14 protein-coding genes are annotated in these 20,108 nt (G+C 71.0%); 13 read left to right on the top strand and 1 reads right to left on the bottom strand.

Going from position 1 to position 20,108, the window contains the following annotated elements; all coding sequences use genetic code 11:
- The first annotated feature begins 20 nt into the window (after positions 1-20).
- The 6 genes from HNR16_RS11370 (at position 21) to HNR16_RS11345 (ending at position 8,122) form a co-directional block, all read left to right on the top strand.
- The gene (locus HNR16_RS11370; RefSeq protein ID WP_179558219.1) at positions 21-1,664 is read left to right on the top strand and encodes an amidohydrolase family protein; all 1,644 of its coding nucleotides are present in this window, start codon (positions 21-23) and stop codon (positions 1,662-1,664) included.
- Positions 1,665-1,684: 20 nt separating this feature from the next.
- On the top strand, positions 1,685-3,040 hold the full coding sequence (locus HNR16_RS11365) for an APC family permease (RefSeq protein WP_158039829.1): 1,356 nt from the start codon (positions 1,685-1,687) through the stop codon (positions 3,038-3,040).
- A gap of 93 nt (positions 3,041-3,133) precedes the next feature.
- Positions 3,134-4,534, top strand: coding sequence for a DNA recombination protein RmuC (locus HNR16_RS11360; RefSeq protein WP_158039828.1), 1,401 nt, complete (start codon positions 3,134-3,136; stop codon positions 4,532-4,534).
- Positions 4,535-4,746: 212 nt separating this feature from the next.
- On the top strand, positions 4,747-5,394 hold the full coding sequence (locus HNR16_RS11355) for a hypothetical protein (RefSeq protein ID WP_158039827.1): 648 nt from the start codon (positions 4,747-4,749) through the stop codon (positions 5,392-5,394).
- A gap of 248 nt (positions 5,395-5,642) precedes the next feature.
- Positions 5,643-7,373 carry a vWA domain-containing protein gene (locus tag HNR16_RS11350; protein WP_158039826.1) on the top strand — a complete coding sequence of 577 codons (1,731 nt, stop codon included), beginning with the start codon at positions 5,643-5,645 and terminating at the stop codon, positions 7,371-7,373.
- A 2-nt stretch (positions 7,374-7,375) separates the two neighbouring features.
- The gene (locus tag HNR16_RS11345; protein ID WP_158039825.1) at positions 7,376-8,122 is read left to right on the top strand and encodes a hypothetical protein; all 747 of its coding nucleotides are present in this window, start codon (positions 7,376-7,378) and stop codon (positions 8,120-8,122) included.
- Positions 8,123-8,361: 239 nt separating this feature from the next.
- Here HNR16_RS11345 and HNR16_RS11340 read toward each other — a convergent pair whose 3' ends face one another.
- Positions 8,362-9,891, bottom strand: a complete 1,530-nt coding sequence (locus tag HNR16_RS11340; RefSeq protein WP_158039824.1) for a DUF222 domain-containing protein — start codon at positions 9,889-9,891, stop codon at positions 8,362-8,364.
- A 258-nt stretch (positions 9,892-10,149) separates the two neighbouring features.
- Between HNR16_RS11340 and HNR16_RS11335 the strand changes: the two genes are divergently transcribed.
- From HNR16_RS11335 to HNR16_RS11305, 7 genes are all read left to right on the top strand, one after another.
- The gene (locus HNR16_RS11335) at positions 10,150-12,033 is read left to right on the top strand and encodes a hypothetical protein (RefSeq protein ID WP_158039823.1); all 1,884 of its coding nucleotides are present in this window, start codon (positions 10,150-10,152) and stop codon (positions 12,031-12,033) included.
- A gap of 309 nt (positions 12,034-12,342) precedes the next feature.
- On the top strand, positions 12,343-13,557 hold the full coding sequence (locus tag HNR16_RS18850; protein ID WP_476748407.1) for a DUF4190 domain-containing protein: 1,215 nt from the start codon (positions 12,343-12,345) through the stop codon (positions 13,555-13,557).
- Between the two features lie 370 nt (positions 13,558-13,927).
- Positions 13,928-15,127 carry a hypothetical protein gene (locus HNR16_RS11325; protein WP_158039822.1) on the top strand — a complete coding sequence of 400 codons (1,200 nt, stop codon included), beginning with the start codon at positions 13,928-13,930 and terminating at the stop codon, positions 15,125-15,127.
- 125 nt (positions 15,128-15,252) lie between these two features.
- Positions 15,253-16,092, top strand: a complete 840-nt coding sequence (locus tag HNR16_RS11320; RefSeq protein WP_179558217.1) for a DUF2690 domain-containing protein — start codon at positions 15,253-15,255, stop codon at positions 16,090-16,092.
- Positions 16,093-16,271: 179 nt separating this feature from the next.
- Entirely contained in the window at positions 16,272-17,135 is an 864-nt protein-coding gene (locus tag HNR16_RS11315; protein WP_158039820.1) for a helix-turn-helix transcriptional regulator, read from the top strand.
- A 233-nt stretch (positions 17,136-17,368) separates the two neighbouring features.
- Positions 17,369-18,253 (top strand): sugar phosphate isomerase/epimerase family protein, encoded by an 885-nt coding sequence (locus HNR16_RS11310; protein ID WP_338109161.1) that lies wholly within the window; start codon positions 17,369-17,371, stop codon positions 18,251-18,253.
- Positions 18,254-18,292: 39 nt separating this feature from the next.
- Entirely contained in the window at positions 18,293-19,291 is a 999-nt protein-coding gene (locus tag HNR16_RS11305; RefSeq protein WP_158039818.1) for a Gfo/Idh/MocA family protein, read from the top strand.
- The last annotated feature ends 817 nt before the right edge of the window (positions 19,292-20,108 follow it).

Genomic DNA, 20,108 nt, shown 5'->3' with positions numbered 1-20,108 from the left:
AGGCGAGGAAGGCGGTTCCCGTGACGGCGACCCTGTTCCACTCCGGCACGATCTGGCCGGGGCGCGGGCGGCGAGCGGATGCGCTGCTCGTCGAGAACGGGCTCGTCGCGGCCTTCGATGCCGAGGCGCGGGAGCGTGCCGCGGCGCTCGACGGCAGCGACGAGGGGCCCGTCGAACGGGTCGACCTCGCGGGCGGATTCCTCCTGCCCTCGTTCGGCGACGGGCACGCGCACCCGCTGTTCGGCGGACTCGAGCAGGCGGGGCCAGCCGTGCGCGGCTGCGCGTCGGTCGAGGCGATCGTCGCCGAGGTGCGTCGCTACGCCGACGCGCACCCCGAGCTGCCCTGGATCCTCGGCGCGAGCTACGACGGCTCGCTCGCGCCAGAGGGCCTGTTCGACGCCCGCTGGCTGGACGAGGCCGTGCCGGATCGTCCCATCGTGCTGCGGGCGTGGGACTACCACACGGTGTGGGTGAACTCGGCCGCGCTGCGGGCCGCGGGGATCACCGCCGCGACGCCCGAGCCGGAGCTCGGGGAGATCCCGCGGCGCGAGGACGGCGAACCGCTCGGCACGCTCCGCGAGTGGGGCGCGGTCGACCTCGTGCTCGCCGTCGCGCCCGTGCGCTCCGAGGCGGAGCGCCTCACGGCACTCGATGCGGTCGGCGACTACTACCTCCCGCGCGGCGTCACGTGGGTGCAGGACGCATGGGTCGAGCCCGGCGACGTCGACACGTACCTCGCGGCGGCCGCGGCCGATCGCCTCCCGCTGCGCATCAACCTCGCGCAGTACGCCGATCCGCGCCGCTTCGCCGCCCAACTCGACGGCTTCGTGCGCGACCGGGCCCGCGTCGAGGCGGCCGCGCATCCGCACCTCACGGCGAACACCGTGAAGTTCTTCGCCGACGGCGTCGTCGAGAACGAGACGGGCGCGCTGCTCGAGCCCTACTGCTCCGGGCTGCACGATCACGGCATGCGCGTGTGGCCGGGAGCGGCGCTGCGCGACGCGGTCGTCGCGGCCGACGCCGCCGGATTCCAGATCCACGTGCACGCGATCGGCGACGCGGCCGTCCGACAGGCGCTCGACGCGATCGAGGCCGCGATCGAGCGGAATGGTGTGCGCGACCGGCGTCCGGTCATCGCGCACGTGCAGCTCATCGACCCCGCCGACCTGCCGCGCTTCGCGCAGCTCGGCGTCATCGCGTGCGCGCAACCGCTGTGGGCGCAGCTCGACGCGCTCATGACGGTGCTCACGGTGCCCCGCCTCGGCGAGGCACGCTCCGACCGGCAGTACCCGCTGCGCACGCTGCTCGGTTCGGGCGCGACCGTGTCGTTCGGCTCGGACTGGCCCGTCTCGTCGGGCGACCCACGTGACGGCCTCGCGATCGCGATGTCGCGCACGACGACGGACGGCGAACCCGCCGGTGGCTGGACACCCCACGAGATCGTGGCCCCCGAGGACGCACTCGACGCGTACACGCGCGCCGTGAGCGTGCAGGCGTTCGCGGACCGCGCCGAGGCGGCCTGGGGCGAGCTCGTCCCCGGCGCCTCGGCCGATCTCGTCGTGCTCGCGCGGGATCCGCGCGAGCACGACCCCCACGACCTCCCGGACAACGAGGTCCGATCGACGTGGATCGGCGGCCGACGCCGGTTCTCGTCGCCCCACTGATCGACGAAAGGCGCGCTCGTATGTCAACCGAGAAACCCGAGACCGGAACTGAGAGCGCCCCGCAGCTGCGGCGTGTGCTCGGCGTCCCGTCGCTCGTCCTGTTCGGCCTCGTCTACATGGTGCCGCTCACCGTCTTCACGACGTACGGCATCGTCACCCAGTTGACGGGCGGCCGCGTCGCGGGCGCCTACCTCGTGACGCTCGTCGTCATGCTGTTCACGGCGCGCTCGTACGCGCGCATGGCGGCGGCCTACCCATCGGCGGGCTCGGCCTACGTCTACACGCAGCGCACGCTCGGGCCCGAGGTCGGCTTCATCGCGGGCTGGTCGCTCATGCTCGACTACCTGTTCCTGCCGATGATCAACTACCTCGTGATCGGGATATACCTGCACGCGGCGCTGCCCGCGGTGCCGCAGTGGGTGTTCGTCCTCGCGAGCATCGTCGTCGTGACCGTGCTGAACATCGTCGGCATCGTCTCGGTCAACCGCACGAACTCGATCCTGCTCGCGGTCCAGGCGGTCTTCGTCGTCGTGTTCGCGGCGCTCGTGTTCGGGTCGATCTCGGGCGGCACGGTCGACCCCGTCGCGCCGTTCGTCGGTGACGGATCGGTCGAGGGGCCCGGGCCGCTCTTCGCGGGCGCGGCGATCCTGTGCCTCTCCTTCCTCGGCTTCGACGCCGTGTCGACGCTGGCGGAGGAGGCGAAAGAACCGACGAAGAACGTGCCGCGCGCGATCATGATCGTGACGTTCGGTGCGGGCGTCATGTTCGTCGTGCTCTCGTGGCTCGCCCAGGCGGTGCACCCGTCGACGTCGTTCGCCGACCCGGATTCCGCGTCGGTCGAGGTCATGATGTCGGCCGGCGGACAGTTCCTCGCGACCTTCTTCACGGCGGCCTACTGCGCCGGCGCACTCGGCTCGGCGATCACGTCGCAGGCGTCGGTCTCGCGCATCCTCTACTCGATGGGGCGCGACGGCGTGCTGCCCCGGCCCGTGTTCGGGCACCTCCACGAACGGTTCAAGTCGCCCGCGCGCGCGACGCTCATCGTCTCGGTCGTGTCGCTCACCGCGCTCATCGCGCCGCTCGACGTCGTCGCCTCGATGGTGAGCTTCGGTGCGCTCATCGCGTTCAGCTTCGTGAACATCGCGGTGCTCAAGCACTACTTCATCGACCGGAAGGAACGCAGCGGCATCGCGGTGCTCAACAACCTCGTGCTCCCCGTCATCGGCTTCGGACTCACGCTGTGGCTGTGGACCTCGCTGTCGGGGCTCACGTTCGTGATCGGGCTGAGCTGGGCGGCGCTCGGGTTCATCCTGCTGCTCGTCGTGACGCGCGGGTTCCGCAGGCGCGCTCCGATGCTCGCGCTCGACGAGCACTGAGCGCGTCACCCGTCGATGTCCGGGGGTCGCCGTAGCCTCACGACGAGCGCGGCACCCTCGGCCGCGCCGTGACGGAACGGACCCGCGGACCCAATGGAAACGCTCATCGTCGTGCTGCTCGTCGTCGATCTCCTGCTCACGATCGGGGCGATCGTGCTGCTCGTCCTGCGCAGACCATGGGCCGGAACAGGCGCGGGAGCGGCTGAGAACGGCGAGACGATCGCCGCCATCCGGCAGGCGAACGGCGACATGCGGCAGGAGTTCGCGCTGCAGCGGGGCGAGCTCGGGCAGCGGCTCGAGCGCACGGCCGCCGTGCAGGCCGAGGAGCTGCGTGGCGAGCGCGAGGCGCGCGGGGTGCAGCTCGCGGCGCTCCGCGACGGCATCGTGCGGACGCTGAGCGAGCTCGTCGAGCAGCAGCACGCGAGTACGCAGGGGGCGCTCCTCGCGCAGGAGCAGCTCAAAGCGACCGTGGGGGAACGGTTCGAGGTGCTGCGCGTCGAGAACGAGCGCAAGCTCGAGCAGGTGCGCGTGACGCTGCGCGAGGAGCTCGACCGGCTGCGCACGGGCAACGAGGCGGGGCTCGAGAAGATGCGCGAGACGGTCGACGAGAAGCTGCAGGGCACGCTGGAGAAGCGGCTCGGCGAGTCGTTCGCGCTCGTGAGCGAACGGCTCGAGCAGGTGCAGAAGGGCCTCGGCGAGATGCAATCGCTCGCGAGCGACGTCGGTGGGCTCAAGCGCGTGCTCACGAACGTGAAGAGCCGCGGCACGTGGGGCGAGGTGCAGCTCTCGCGGCAACTGGAGGACCTGCTGACGCCCGAGCAGTACGAACGCAACGTCGTCATCCGGCCGGGCACGGGCGAGAGCGTCGAGTTCGCGGTCAAGCTCCCGGGGCGCGAGGAGGCGGGCGACGCCGTGTACCTCCCGATCGACGCGAAGTTCCCGCAGGAGGACTACGAGCGCCTCCTGCAGGCGCAGGAGGCCGGGGAGCGCGTCGACGTCGAGCAGGCGAGCCGCGCGCTCGAACGTGCCGTCGTGCAGCAGGCGAAGACCATCGCGGGCAAGTACATCGCGCCGCCGCGCAGCACCGACTTCGCGATCATGTACCTCCCGACGGAGGGCCTGTTCGCCGAGGTCGTGCGGCGGCCGGGCCTCGCGAGCCGCATGCAGACGGAACACCGGGTGCTCGTGACGGGGCCGACGACGCTCATGTCGCTGCTCAACAGCCTGCAGATGGGGTTCCGGACGGTCGCGATCGAGCAGCGCAGCTCCGAGGTCTGGCAGGTGCTGAGCGCCGCGAAGCTCGAGTTCCAGAAGTACGGGCGCGTGTGGGAGAAGCTCGAGAAGCAACTCACGACGGCCCAGAACACGGTGACGGAGGCGGGGCGGCGCACGCGCGCGGTCGAGCGGAAGCTGCGGCAGGTCGAGACGACGCAGCTCGAGTCCGAGCTGCCGGTGTCGCTCGAGCTGCTCGCCGAGGACGACGCGCAGGACTGAGCTCACGGCTGCGCAGACGGCACGGGCGGAGGGCGCATGCGATAGCCTTCGAGCGGTGGAGTGGCGCGCGCGCGAAGGCGGGACGAGTCCCCGTCAGTGTTCTGCACGAGCGCCCGCGCGATGCGCGGGCGTCGCCGTTTCCGGGGCGTGTCTTTCGGAGTGGTGAACGGCGAGCGACGAACAGGGCGAGCGAGGAAGCAGGAGGAATCGCGGTGGTGTGGTGGCGACGCGAGCGGCGTGAACCCGTGTCGAAGCAGCGCTTCAAGGACGCGGAGCGTCTCGTCGAGGAGGGGCTCCTCATCGTCGCCACGGCGATCCGCATGCGGGTCAAGAACGAGCTGATCCTCCGCACGCTGCAGCGCGGTGAGTCGTTCGATCGCGACGAACTGCTCGAGCTCGCGCGCGAGGAGATCCGCACGATCGTGCGGGAGAAGACGGCCTCGATCAAGGAGCTCGGCAAGATGCGGGCGCGGGCGGCGCGTCGACACGGGCACCCGACGCACGGCAGCGACTACCGGCGGGCGGACGCCGACGGGCTCGAGATGCGTCAGCGCACGGACCTCGGCATCCGCGACGTGCTGCTCGCGTCGCTGCAGGACGAGAACTATCTCGCGAGCATCGTCGATCAGGCACGCGCCTCGGCGATGGAGGAGATGTTCCGGCCGTGGTTCGTGAGCTTCGCGAGCCCGACGCCCGAGCCGAGCGAGGACGAGGACCGTCCGGACCGCATCGCGGACCTCGAGGCGGAGGTCCAGAAGCTCGCCGACGAGGCCGAGGCGAAAGCGGCCGAGGAGGACGCCGAGGCGCGCCAGCCGCGCAAACGGCGTCGGTGGCCGCGGATCGGATCGTCGAAGGTCTGAGGGCCACGGCGGATTCTCACTCCGACGGCCCGGGCGACGAGGGGCAGGTCGACGGGGGCCGCGCCGTGGGCGTGTCACCCGGCCGGGCCACACGAGTTCCGAGGGCCCCGCGGAACGACGGGGGAATGGTGGCCGGGGTGGCGCCCGGGCGAGCCGGAGCGGCTCCGGCGGTGCGCTACCGTTCGTGACATCCGCTCGGTCCCGCCCCGGGAGTCCGGGCTCGCCCCGCCGGACGAGAGGATCCGACGATGTCGCCGACTCGCGAACGAGCCCGACGGTCCGGACATGTGACGCGCGCCGTGTGGTCGCTCGTCGCCCTCGTGACGCTCGTGGCGTCTCTCGTGACGGCCGCCGACCCGGTCGCGTCGAACGCCTCGACGCGGACGACGGGGCCGGCGACGATGCTGATCCTCGACGCGTCGGGGTCGATGGTGCGCGATGCGCCGGGTGGTGGGACGCGCATGGATCAGGCGCGCCGCGCCGCGAAGACGTTCGTCGAGTCGCTCGCGGACGAGCAGACGCTCGGCCTCATGGTGTTCGGGACGAAGACGGGCAACAGCGACGCGGAACGGTCCGCCGGCTGCACCGACGTGTCGACGTTGTTCCCACTCGGTCCGGTCGACAAGCCCGCGATGACGGCGTCGATCGACGGGATCCGCGAATCCGGCTTCACGCCGCTCGGCCTCGCGGTCGAGACGGCGGCCAAGGCGATCGGCGATCAGGAGGCGAGCATCGTGCTCGTATCCGACGGGGTCGACGTGTGCGCGCCGCCGCCGAGCTGCGAGCGCGCGGAAGCGGTCAAGCAGCAGTACCCGAAGCTCACGATCCACGCGATCGGGTTCGCGGTCGACGCGGACGAGGCGGCGCAGGAGGAACTGAACTGCATCGCGAGCGTCGGGGGCGGTCGCTACGTGACGGCGTCGAACGCCGAGCAGCTCGCTTCGCAATTGCAGTGGGCCACGGATCCGACCCTGCTCGAGGACACCGTCGCTCCTGGCGGTGTGAACGGGCTCCGGATCGGCATGAGCATCGACGAGGCGCTCGCGGCCGAGCCCGGCCTCGTGACGACCGATCCGACGGTGCAGATCGTGTACGCGGAGTGCGACTACGCGACGATGCGATTCGTCGACGGGCGCCTCTACGACATCTACCCGAAGGCCGAATGGCCGACGGCCGAGGGGCTGAAGCCCGGGATGAACGTCGACGTCGCCACGAGCCTCTACGGGCAGCCGTACCGGACGGGGAACGGGACGTTCGGCGCCTTCAACACGTATCCCGTGACGGCGGGCAGCCACTACGGCTACCGCGTGTACTACGACGCGAACGGGATCATCGTCAAGATCGTGGTCTGCGGTTGTGGGCCGGGCACGGCGCCGTCGACCGATTCTGGCACCGGCTCCGGTGGGTCGAGTGGCCTCGGGGTGGACGCCTCCTTCGAGGGCATCGGCGACGTGACCATCGGCATGACGGCGCAGGCGTTCCTCGACGCGTACCCGGATGCGAAGTACTGGCAGGGTGAGGGATTCACCGCCCCGCTCGGAACGTTCGCGGACTCGCTTGCACAGGGCGATGGGCTCGGTCACACGTCGACCTGTCCGATGACGAGCAGCCCCTATGCGGATCCGCCGGATCGCGTCCCGCTCGAGGTGTTCATCATCGACGGTGCCGTGCACGGGGTCACGACCTTCCTTCTCAAGAACGTCGGCTCGACGATCGGACTCGGGAACGGACTCACGACCTCGTCGACCATCGACGACGTCGCCGCCGTCTACGGTCACGTGAGTGTGTTCCGCGACTACGAGTGGGGCGAACGCTGGGTCGTGTCCGACCAGTCCGGACAGACGATCCAGTTCACCGTGGATCAACAGTCCGGAATCGGATCGGTTTCCGTGCTCGATGCGGACGACACGATCCAGGTACGGCCTCGCGATTGGTTCCCCTGTGGGCCCGTCCTGAGCCGGACCGAGGGCAGGATCTGACCGTGTCGAAGCTCGTGACGCTTGTCGTGCTCGTCGGGGCGCTCGTCCTCGGGGTCGGTGCGGGAACGGGGTGGTGGTTCGCGGTCGGCGCTCCGACGGACGCGGCGCCCGGAGCGCAGGCGAGTGCCCCCGGTGAGTCGCCGGCCGCGGGCGACGGGCTCTTCCACGCGGGCGATCTCGACCAGTTCGTGATCACCGAGGAGCAGGTGGCGGAGAGCATCGACTCCGACGTGCAAGGATCACTCGAACCCACCACGGACTTGGGTTGGTGCATGGCCGGGGACTGCTCGAACCTCCAAGATGCTGCCTGCGCAGATTTCGTCCGGGGAACGATCTCGGCGACCGTCGAGCCCGTGGCGTACAAGGCCTGGCAGGTCTCTGCCGCAGCCCCTGGCGCGCCTGTGGCCAGGGTCGACGGGGTCCATGCCGTCATGCAGTACGCCGACGTGGAGCAGGCAAGGAAGGCGTACGAATTGGTCGGTGTTCTCGCCGACGAATGTGTCGCCACGTCGGGGACCGACGCGGCGGTCACGCACGACACGACGGATGGCGGCGTCGGCACCCTGGGTGGCTATGTGGAGGCCGGGCCCGGGGGCGAACCCGGAATCCCCTGGGTGACGGTGATCCGCGACAACGTCGTCGTCTCCGTCAGGTTCGGCCCGAACAAGCGGCCGACGCCCGACGAGTTCGAGAACTACATCGGGTACGTCGTCGAGGCGGCGAAGGCCGCGGAGCCGGTCGCAGGCTGACAGCTCGTCCGCTCGGACGCCCGGTCAGAACGGGGCCGGGTCGTCGGACGTGCTCGCACCGATGCGCCCACTCGAATCGACGTCGGTGCTCGTCGGTACGAAGGTGGGGACTCGCCCCGGTGGTGCGGGGGCGTGGAGGCGCAGCGGCTCGGGCCGCGTGACGACGGTGCGTCCGGTGGGTGAGACCCACTCGAAGACGCCGCGCTCGCGTTGTCGCACTCGCCACCGGGACCGGTGTTTCAGGATGTGGTGGCCAAGACAGAGGTGCCCCAGATTCGCGAGTGCGGTCGGGCCGCCGTCCTGCACGGCGATCGTGTGGTCGAGCTCGCACCGGCTCGCGGGGCGCGTGCACCCGGGGAAGCGGCAGTGCGCATCGCGCACGCGAAGCAGATCGCGCATCGCGCGGGTCGCGAATCGCCGGTTGACGCGGACGGGCAACTCGTCGACCGGGTCGGTGAGGACGCGATGGAACGAGGTCGCGTGCGCGAGGAGCGCGCGTGCCGCGGACACGGGGACGGGAACACGACCGGCGAGCAACGCGATCTCGTGCGGCACCGGGGCCGGCGCGAACCGACGGCCGCGCCGGCGTCGTCGTCGGCGCGCGAGGCACCGACGAAGGGCGACGCGAGCAGTGCCGCTCCGTCGACGAGGACGTCAACGTTCGCCGGCACGGCGGCGAGTGTGCCGTCGCGTGCATCGACGCCCTCGATGTCGCTCGTGAGTACGTGTGCAGCCAGGGCGTCCCACCGCAGCTCGCGTGTGGAGCGCGGCGGGAGGTGGCCACCCGCGGCGGTACCGTCCCCGCGCCCGGCTGTCTCGAGGACGGCGACGGCGTGCCGAGCGCCGACGTGCTCCGAAGAGCCGTGCGGCGTGGCCTCGGCGGCGGCGGCCTCATCGAGTCGTTCGGCGAGTCGCAGCGCGTTCGCGTCGGCCGTGATGCGAGCGAACACGGCGTGCGTCTCGACCGCCGGGCCGTACGCGCCGAGGAAGGCCATGCCGTCGTCGCGGTCTTCGATCCAGACGTCGCGTTCGCGCGCGGCGCGTTCGTGACGTGATTCGAGTGGCTCCGGCATGAGCCGCTCGGCGATGCGACTCGCGAACGTCGCGAGTTGGGCCGGGGTGCGCTCGGCGGCACCGGCGATGGCGGCGGCCTCGTACGCGGCTCGATGCGCTGCGGGCTCGATGCGGTCGCCGATGCGGAGGATGGCTTCGGCATGCCCTCGCTGGATCGTGCCGCCTTCGAGGGCGTCGACCGTCGCGGCGAAACGAGTCACGAAGCGGTGTGCGCGCTCGAGGAAGGCGGACACCGTGCGCGGCGAACGACGCATCGTCGCGGCGAGCTCGCTCGCGACCTCGCGCAGGGCGTGGTCGATGCAGCGCGACATCTCGAACGGGCGCACGGCCGGGTCGTGCACGACCTCACCGATCGCCGTGTCGGACGCGAAGGCGTGGCGACGGAGCCGCCGCGCGAACAGCGCACCCTCGGCGGCCGTGCCTTCGGCCTCCAGCGCGATGACGCGATCACGTGCGAGGGGGTACTCGCCGCGGGCGGCGAGCGCCTCGGGCGAGGCGAGCTCGTGGGCACGCCGATGCGTTCCGGGCCGGACCTCGGCGGGGCGTCGCGCCGCACCGACGGCAGCGACGGCAGCGTCGGGCTCGTCTCCCCATGCCTCGGGGGACCAGGCGAACAGCGCACGCAACGTCACCACGTCGCTCTCCGCATGCGGAGAACGCGACGCGGTGTCGTCGGCATTGTCGTGCGTGTTCATGGTCCTACTTCATCACCACCCACGGACATCCGAGCTCGACCGACGACCGACAGCGTGATTCCGTGTGGAGGGGGCGTGCACGGAGCGGGCGGGACGCGTGTTCCGAGCCGCTTCCGGAGCAGCCCGGAACATTCGGACAGCCTGATCAGCCAGGAATTCGAAGGCCTGCCCCCGCATCGGCGCGCGAGCCGCACGCTCCGGTCAATAGGATCCAGAGCACCCGGCTTCGGCATCCCCTCACGCGCCAAGGAGCAGTTCGTGGACGATCGCGATGCACCGAACGAGCAGACCGACGACGTCGGTGACGAGCCCCGCGACGAGCGGACCGTGACGCCGGGGCACGGTGAGGGCACCTCGAATGTCGCGGTTGCCCGTGAGGCACCCGACCCGCACGGGTCGGACGGAACCGACGACGAGAACGATCGCAGTGAGGCGATCCACGACGCAGAGCCCGCGACCGTTCACGAGGCGGTTCACGACCTGGAACCGGTGTCGGGTGACCGGTCCGTGGGCGACGAGGACGCCGACGTTGCCGCGGACGAGCACCCGGACGACGCGGTGTTGCTGCGTTCGGAGGTGCCATCGTTCGAGGCCTCACCATCGGTGCCGTCGACCTCGGACGTCGCGGGCATCGATGCCGAACCCAGGAACATCGATGTCGATGTCGATGTCGATGTCGATTCGGACGCTGACGCTGACTCGGACTCCGACTCGGACGCCGACTCGACGGTGCTCCTCTCGAAGGGGTCGGCGTCGGGTTCGGAGACGGCAGCGGGAGCGGGAGCAGGAGCGGAGACGGTCGTCACCTCGGGGTCGGGGTCGGACATCGTGTTCGGTGGGTTCGAGTCCGCGGCAGTCGATGCGGAGCCCGATGTCGATGCCGATGCCGATTCGACGGTGCTGCTGTCGAAGGGGCCTGCATTCGAGCCGGGGCCGGTGGTCGCGACGAGCACGGGGCCGACGACGGACATCGCGTTCGGTGGGGCCGAGCCCGCCGATACCGGCGCCGATGCGACGCCGCTGCTGTCGAAGGGGCCCGCGTTCGAGTCGGGCCCGGCGGCGGTGAACTCGGGGCCCGCCGATGCCGGTGCCGATGCCGGGGCCGATTCGACGGTGATCCTGTCGAAGGGTCCCTCATTCGAGCCCGGGCCCGCAGGCGGTACCGAAGCGGCACCGTCGATCGAGTCATCGGCGTCCACGGACGGGGAACCCGACGAACCGATCGGGTCGACGGTCTCGCTCTCGAAACTCGCGGACGGGCCCGCACGCGCAGGAACGAGCGCGAGCGTCACCGACACCGCGCTCGGTGCGTCGCCGCCGCTCGGTGACGGCCTGATCGCCGGACCCGCCGCGGCGCCCGCGCCGGAGACCGGCGACGGAACGGCACGCGGGGGTCGACGTGTGCTCGTGCTCGCCGCGCTCGGGGTCGTCGTGTTCCTCGTCGCCGCGGTCGGGACCGGCGCGCTCTGGTCGGCACTCTCGGGCGGGACGTCGGGTGGGCCGGCCGCCGCCGACCCCGCTTCGACGTCGAGCGGAGCCCCCGGGCTCGACACCTCCTACTTCGACGGACTCGTCGAACAGGGCGACGTCGACGGCACCGCGGAATCCGGCGGTGGCAACGCCAAGCAACCGTCGCGGGAGCTCGTCTACGAATCGCTCATGAGCGCGAAGACGCCGAAGCTCTGCGAACACGCTCCGTCGAGCTTCCACGACGGCCTCGTCGGAGACTCACCGTTCGAGACCTACACCGGGCAGACGGACGGGGGCGCGTGGCTCAAGTGGATCGAGCCCAGCGCGGACTCGAGGGACCACTATGCGGCGTTCGTCGATGTGACGGGTGACGGCATCGAGGACGTCGCCGTTGCCGTCGGGTGCTACATGGGCGGAACCGCGATGTGGCCTGACAACGTCGTCTTCTACGAAGTCGATGAGAGCGGCGGCGTGACCCTCCTCGACGGAACGAGTATCGGAGAGATCTCGTCGACCGGTCGAGCGAACTTCCAGTCGTTCACCGTGACCGACGCCGGTGTCGAGGTCGCCTGGCTGGCGTCGATCACCGCCGCGGACGAGCCGATCCCGTGGACCGCGGATCTCACATGGACCGCGAGCGGCCTCACGGTCTCGAACGCCTCGCCGCACTGATCCACGCTCGGACGCGCGCCCGGGCATCGTGACACGTCCCGTGACGGCCGGCACGGTCCGCCGGCCTACCGCGTGCATCGTGAGGATGAGTCGGGAATGCACCCCCGGGAGGAGTGCGCCGGGCAACGGGAACGTGGAACGGTGGGACGGAGCGTTGCCGCGCGCACGTGATCCGGGCAGCACCGGACCGACGTGACCCCTCCGACCGTCCAGGCGAAACGGACGGCGCCGACAGCGGTCGCTCTCCAAGAGCAGGGGGCACACGACCACATGAACCAACACGCCGATCGCGACGAGGCATGGTCCTGACTGCAGGACGGGTCGACGGGGACGGAGCGCCTCGTCGCGATCGCGCGCCGGTACCCGGAGTTCGCAGCGGCGATCGCACGTCATCCGAACGCGACGCCGGAACTCGTCGCATGGGCGAACGGCGCGACACCGAACCCCGTGGATCGGGCCACCGAGGCGCCGAATGGAGCGGCGCCGGACACCGCCTCGGTGCACGCGGCCAGCCCAGCAACGGGTGAACGACCCCGCCTCACGCCAGGGCTGCAGCCGGAGGGCACCACCGTCGGGGACGGGCACATGGCGGGTGGCTCGGCGATCGGCGCGGACCCCGGGAAGCCCACGCCCAGAACACCATACGGAGCGGCGCCGGACGCCGTCGGCCGCACGCTCCCGCCACGATCCGTGATCTGGGCCGTCGTCGTGCTCAGCTCGGTCCTGCTCGCGTGGGCGGACACCCTCATGATCGCACTGGTGCCCTGGATCGTCACGCATGCGTCCGCGGGGGCCGACGCAATCGACATCCTCGACACCGTTCCCGCGATCCTCGGCGCCCTGCACGTCGCCTTCGTCATGTTCGCGGGCATCATCACGGCGACGACACCGACGAGACGGGCGGTCGCGTTCGCGATCATGCTGTTCAGCATCGCGATGTCGGTCGTCAACACGGTCGTCGTGGACGGGAGCCTCGGCTTGCTCCTCCCCGGAGCGATGACCATCCTTGCTGTCTGGCTCGTGTCGTCGAACGCACCGCCCAGCGCCTGGTTCGGGCTGCTGGTTCCCGCCGTCGGCAGTCCGCTCTTGTCCTTTCCGCTCGCATTCGCATCGCTCGAGTGGTCGGTCGTGTTGTGGGGACACATCGAGGCACTCTGCTTGATCGCAGGCTTCCTGGTCTCGCTCGCGATCTGGCTCCGCCCGACGGTGCCGTTGCGCACCTACCTCCTTCACGGGGCCGAGTACGAGCAGCGCCGGCGACAGGTCGCGGGGGAGGAGTCGACGTGGGCGAACGCGACGCCGCCGTCGGCAGCCACGCACACCAACACGATGGCCGTCCTCGCCCTCGTCTTCGGCATCGTCTGCGCGCCGGTCGGTGCCGTTCTCGGGCTGCTCGCGCTCGCGCAGATCCAGAAGACGGGGGAGCGAGGACGGGGGCTCGCCCTCGCGGGGCTCGCGATCGCCTGCCTGTTGCTCGGCACGATCTCCCAAGGATCATTGTCCTACCTCCCCTATCTGGCCTGAGGTCTCACGAGCGTGTCTGCTTGAGGTGCCTGAGGACAGTCGACGTCGCCGCTGTGGCTCGGCGAACGGGTGCCGAACGGGTGCCATCGGGCACCCGACGAGAGCAGATCGCGACGCGTGAACCTCCTCGCCGGACGGGTGCCCGTCGCTCGCGCGGTGGACCCCGGGTGGGACCGTCCGTCGTGAGCGAGATCGGCTCGGTCGTCCTCGCACACGAAAACCGTGCCGGGACGAAACGGAGGTACCGTCACGTGCGCCGAACTGCCATGATCGAAGTGCTCTCCCCGATTCTCGTTGCCGCGGCGGCGATCGACGGCCCCACGTCGGCTTCCTGCCCGGCATGTTCCGCCGACTCCGAAAGTGGATCACGATGGCCGACGCGCATTCTCGCCCCGGCCTCCGGCGTTCCCGGGGTCGGACCGTCGCCGCCCTCGCCACGATCGGCGCCCTCGTTCTCGGCGGGATCGTGGGGGGCAGCTGGGCACTCACGAATCGGAGCGGCTCGGACGACGCCGAGTCGGCGGTCGCGACCCTGCTCGACCGGCTCATCGCGTTCGATGCGGTGGGGGCCGTGGACGCCCTCGCGCCGAGCGAGGTCGACATCGCGTCCGAGTTCATCGACGGCATCGGGGGACGGTTGCGGTCCGAGAAGTACCGCTCACTGAGCGACTTCCTCCGCACGCCCCCGCCGCACGAGGGGGTCGCGGTCCGCTCCGAAGGACTCGTCCTCGAGCCGACGACGGTCGCGGACGGTGTCGTCCGTGTCGGGATCGGCGGCGGTCGGGTCACCTTCAACGGGGATCCCGTCGCGGTGACCGACACGATCAACGCGTTCCGCGGCGCGTTCGCCTACGCCCACGCATCGGTGTTCGCGTGCCCCGACGGCGCCGAGAAGGTGTGCGCGGAGGCGGCTCGGTACGACCGTCCGCTGCGCACGCCCGTCACGATCGATCTCGCGGCGACGAACCTCGCCGTCATCGCCGTCGAGGAACACGGACGGTGGTACGTGAGTCCGCTCCTCAGCGCCGCCGAACGGTTCCTCACCGACGGCTGGTACGCGCCGCACGAGGTGCCCCGGGACGGCGTCATCGCCGCCGCCGACGGTGCATCGTCGTCCACCGAGGCCGGGACGCGCTACCTCGCCGGGCTCCGCGCCTTCGTCCACCAGGGCGACCCGAGTGCCCTCGCCTCGATCTCCGTGCTCCCGGAACGGCGACTCTGGTCGGTCTACGGTCGCGCGCTCGCGGGGGTGTGGCAGCGCACGGCCGACCCCGATCTCACGGTCGATCCGTTGGGCACGTTCACCGCCGAGGAACGTGACGGGCGGACGCTCCTCGTGCCCGCCGGGATCCGCTTCAGCACCCCGACGGAATCGTTCGTCGTCGGACGCGAATGCGTCTCCCGGACCGCACTCGGTGCATCGACCGGACCGACGACGAAATGCCTCCCCGCCGTTTCGGCGACGGGTGCGCTCGACGGCAGCTTCCTCGCACTCGAGACCGTCTCGACGCGTGACGGCTGGCTCATCGGTGCCCTCCCCCTCATCAGATACGAGGGCGCGAATCCATGACCCTCGACGACACGCGCCCGGGCGGCGCACGCGACGACCTCGACGGGGCGGGTGCCGGCGACGACGGCACGACCCCGTCCCCTCACCCCCAGAACGCACCCCGTGCACCCGAGACAGGAAGACCCATGACGAGCTTGGACAGCGCATCCTCCTCGCCCGCGACCGACAGCATCGAACAGTTCGGTGAGGACCTCCGTGGTCTGCGGCGCCGGAACGGCAATCAGACGCTCGCCGCGCTCTCCAACACGACCCACGTGTCGAAGTCGGTCCTCTCCGATGCGTTCGCCGGACGTCGCCTTCCCACCGAGAACACGGTCGTGCGCATCCTCGAGGTGCTCGGGGAGGATCCGGCGCCGTGGATCCGACGCCGGAACGAGCTCGATCCCAGGCACATGGTCGAGAGCGAGCGCGACGGTTCCGGCGACCTCGGCGACCCCGGCGAGCCGGGCGAGCCGTCGGAACCGGTGGCGACATCGCCGTGGCGGCGCCGGTTCTCGCTCGCGGCGGTGCTGTGGATCGCGCTCGGCACCGCGATCGTCTCGGCCGCGGCGACGAGCGTCGTCTGGGCGGTGCAGCCCACGCCCGAGGAGGCCCAGTACGCGCCGTTCGCGGACGGGGTCGATCCGATGACGACCGTGTGCCGCGAGGACGCCATCGTCGCCGCGAGCGAGCAGCGCGAGAACGGGGCGTTCCTCGTGCAGATGATGTACTCGAACCGCTGCATGGCGGCGTGGGGGCGGATCACGCGGTACGACGGCAATGCGGCCGGCGATCAGCTGTCGATGACGATCTATCCCGCGATCGACATGCAGAGTGCGCGCAATCAACAGCGGGACTCGTTCGACGTGCAGTCGCTCTACACGCCGCTCATGATCGAGCCGGACGTGGAGGCCCGCGTCTGCGGCCTCGCCGCCGCGACCGTGAACGGCACACCCGTCGAACTCGGTCCGGCGCTCTGCATCTGACGGGACGTCGTTCCCCGGCGTCGCATCCCACCTCGGCGGCCCCGAACCGCGTGTTCGCGCCTCCGGATTTTCCGGGCCGGACGATCCGGACCGCGGTGCGGTGCGTCGCCGCGGCCGTCGGTGTGCACTGAGGGGGTGCGCGTTCGACCCCCGACGCGCCTGACCGAAGGACCTCGCCGATGCCGACCCCCACTCGGATCGCGGTGGTCGGGGTGCCCCCGCTCCTGCGCCCCTGGCTGCTCGATCTGCTTCACGCGCTGCCCATCACCGTCGACGCGGACTTCGTGTCCCTCGACGCGTGCGACCTGTCCACGTCCGATCCCGGCACCGACGGCATCGTGTGGTGCCCGGTCGATGTGCCGTCGGACGCGCTGGATCCCAGGCTCCTGCGGCTGCGCAGGTTCGGCGTGCCGCTGCTCGTCGCCGATCTTTTCGGGACGCGCGAGGTGGCGGACACGGCCCGACGCGCGAACACGCCGCTCGTGCGCTTCGGGGCCGGACGGGACGAGTTGTTCGGGGCGATCGAGCGGCTCGTGCGCGCCGCATCGGGCGAATTCCCCGTCGCGGAGCACATGCCGGCCGCGCGTGCCGCCGCACCCGACCTCAGCGAACGCGAGGAGCACGTGCTGCGCCTCTACGCGGCCGGCGTCCTCATCAAACAGATCGCGTTCGAGCTCGGGCTGTCCCTCAACACCGTCAAGAGCTATCGGGCACGCATCCAGGCGAAGTACGCCGCGGTGGGTGTCGACCTCCGGCAGCGACTCGACTTCCACATCGAGGCCCGTCGGCGCTACGCGGACTTCGATGCGAGCGACGTGTTCACGCGTGGTCGCGCCGATCGGCGGCCGTCGTCACCGCCGCGGCCGAGCGAGGGCATCGTGGTGCCCGCGCCCGCGCCCGCGCCGGCGCTCGCGCCCGCGCCGGCGCTCGCGCCCGCGCCGGCGCCGGCCTCCGCGCCGTCGACCGCGACGGTCGCGCGTCGTCCGCACGGTGCACATCGCGCCGAACGCCCGCAGGGTGTGACGCTCGTCCCGGTCGACTGATCGCGCCGGGCCGCCGGTCCGCCGCACCCGCCGGTCCGCAGCCGCCGGTCGACGGCACGCGTCGGCCGACCGGCGGCCCGGCGTCGTCTCCGTCACGCGTCCGAACCGTCGGCGTGCCGTCGAAAGCATGTGCTAATGTCCGGACATGACTCGCGCCGCGGGTCGCCGGGAGTCGACGGAGCCACCCACATGCCCGATCGAGCCCTGCACGCCGATCGATCGGAAGACACCACGTGCCGAAGCTCTCCATGAACGTCACGACCACGTTCCACGGCAACGTCCGCAACGACATCGCCGTCGCGAAGGCCGCCGGGTACGGCGGCATCGAGCTGCAGAGCCCCAAGCTCTACCGCTATCTCGACGCAGGCTTCACGGCCGAGTCGCTCCTGCCCGAGCTCGAGGGCATCGAGGTCACGGGACTCGGTGCCGTGCTCGACATCGAGCGCGAGGGCGACGCGCGCGACGAGTTCCTCGCCGAGGTCGAGCGCATGGCCGACCTCGCCGTCGTCCTCGGTGCACCCATCGTGCAGCTCTGCACGGGGCCCGTCGACTGGAACGTCGTGAAGGACTTCCGCGCGGGCCGCCTCACGGCCGACGACCCCCGGTACCGGGGCACGGTCGGACGCAGCGAGGACGAGGCGATCGACGTCCTCGCCGGCAACGTGCGCGAGGCCGCCGCGATCGCGGCCGATCGCGGACTCGACCTCTACCTCGAACCCCTCGCCTGGTCGAACGTCAACCGCTGCGCGCAGGCGCTCGAGATCGTCGAGCGAGCCGGCCGCCCCAACGTCGGCATCGCCCTCGACACGTGGCACTTCTGGACCGTCGGCGACACGCTCGACGAGGTCGCCGCGCTCCCGCGCGAACTCATCAAGGCCGTCCACCTCTCCGACGGCTTCGACCTCGACCGCGCGAACGACGTGCCGCAGCAGGACGTGCACCGCAACGTCGTGATCGGCGGCGGCGCGATCCCGCTCCAGGAGTGGGTCGACGTCATCAAGACCACCGGCTACGACGGCTGGTGGGTCTCCGAGATGTTCTCCGATCGTGCGAACGAGCACGAGTTCCTCGAGGTCGCGACCACGATGCGCGGCCTGCTCGACCTCCTCGTCGCCTGACCCCGCCGACCACCCGGCCACTCGAACAGGATCATTCCCGTGCAGCGCTTCGCCCTCATCGGTGCCGGATTCATCGGTGCCGTCCATGCCCGCAACCTCGCCGCCGACCCCGGCGTCGACCTCCGACTCGTCGCCGATCTGGATCCGGCCCGCGCGGACGCCGTCGCCGCGGCCCACGGTGCCCGCGGCACGACCGACCTCGACGCGGTGTTCGACCGTGACGAGATCGACGCCGTCCTCATCGCCTCCTCGACCGACACGCACGCGAGCAACCTGCGCCGGGCGGCGGCCGCCGGTATCGCGGCGCTCGTCGAGAAGCCCATCGACCTCGATCTGGATCGTGCGCGCGAGGTCGTGCGCGAGGTCGAGGCCGCAGACATCCCCGCCATGGTCGACTTCAACCGCCGCTTCGACCGCGACCACGCCGCCCTCCGCCGCATCGTCGCCGACGGCGGCATCGGGGAGCTGCAGCTCCTCCAGCTCACCTCGCGCGGCCCGGAGCTGCCCCCGATCGACTACCTGCGGGTGTCCGGCGGCCAGATGCGCGACCAGGCCGTGCACTTCTTCGACCTCGCACGCTGGATCGCGGACGAGGAGGTCGTCGAGGTGCACGCGATGGGCTCCGCCCTCGCCGACCCGCGCGTCGCCGAGGTCGGCGACGTCGACACGTCCTCCACGACCCTCCGGCTCGCGAGCGGCGCGATCGTCCAGATCGACTGCCTGCGATGCACGGGCTACGGCTACGACGAGCGCATCGAGGCGGCCGGGTCCGCAGGCCTCGTCGAATCGGCCCGCATGCGCTCCGGCGGCGTCACGCGCTTCGCCGGGACGCGGGCCGAGGCCGACGGCCTCCACGCCGGCTGGTTCGAACGCGTCCAGCCGACCTACGCCGCCGCGCTGCGCTCGTTCGTCGAGGCGCTCGAGACGGGATCGCCCGTCGGTGCGACGCTCCGGGACGGCCTGGCCGCGCAGGCGATCGCCGAGGCAGCCACACGTTCGCTCGCCTCGGGACGTACCGAGCCCGTCGTCCACGACTGATCGCGGCGACCCCGCCGGCACGAGCGCGGGACGGACGGCCGGACGCGTCGCCCGTCCCGCGCTCGCCGCGTTCCCGCGACATGTGGGCCGCACGCGCCGCCGATGCCGTCGCAGCAGGCGTGGCGTGATCCTTCCGGTGCGACCCGTTCCAGCAAGCTGTTACACCCCCGAAACGTACGGCGCCGTCGCGTTACAACGGTGAAATCCGCGCTTCGTACCTTCGGATCGTGGAACCGAGGAACGGGGGAGTGATGATCAGGAAACGGCGGCGCAACCGCGAGACGGTGATCCCGTACGCGCTGACTCGCGATCCCGAGTCCCTGGTCGAGGAGGGTCTCCTCCTCGTCACCGCAGCCATCCGCATGCGGATCACGAACGAACTCATCATGCGCGCCATTCGCCATGACGAGCCGTTCGATCGGGAGCTGCTCCTCGACGTCGCACGGACCGAGATGGCGACCATCGCGAGCCAGAAGGCCGCGGAGGCAGCCGTGCTGGAGGGGGCGCACGCACGTGCCTCCCGCCGCTCGGGACGTCCGGCGCACAGCAGCGACTACCAGCGCGACGATCTCGCGGCCCTCGGGCTGCGACGTCGCATCGACGAAGGAATCGTCGAGGCCCTCGCCGCCCGCTCCTCGGACGGCGAGTACCTCGAACACATCATCGGACAGGCGAGGACGATGGCAATGGATGAGATGTTCCGTACCCGGCTCAGCGAGCTGCAGAAGCGCGTCGCGAGCGCGTCGCAGGACCCGGAGCGCGCCGCGCGCATCCAGGGGCTCGGCGACGATCTGCGGCGACTCGCCGAGGAGCGGCG

The organism is Pseudoclavibacter chungangensis, assembly GCF_013410545.1.
Classification (GTDB): Bacteria; Actinomycetota; Actinomycetes; order Actinomycetales; family Microbacteriaceae; genus Pseudoclavibacter; species Pseudoclavibacter chungangensis.
Note: the sequence above shows the minus strand (reverse complement) of the source record. Positions and strands in the feature narration are given on the sequence as shown.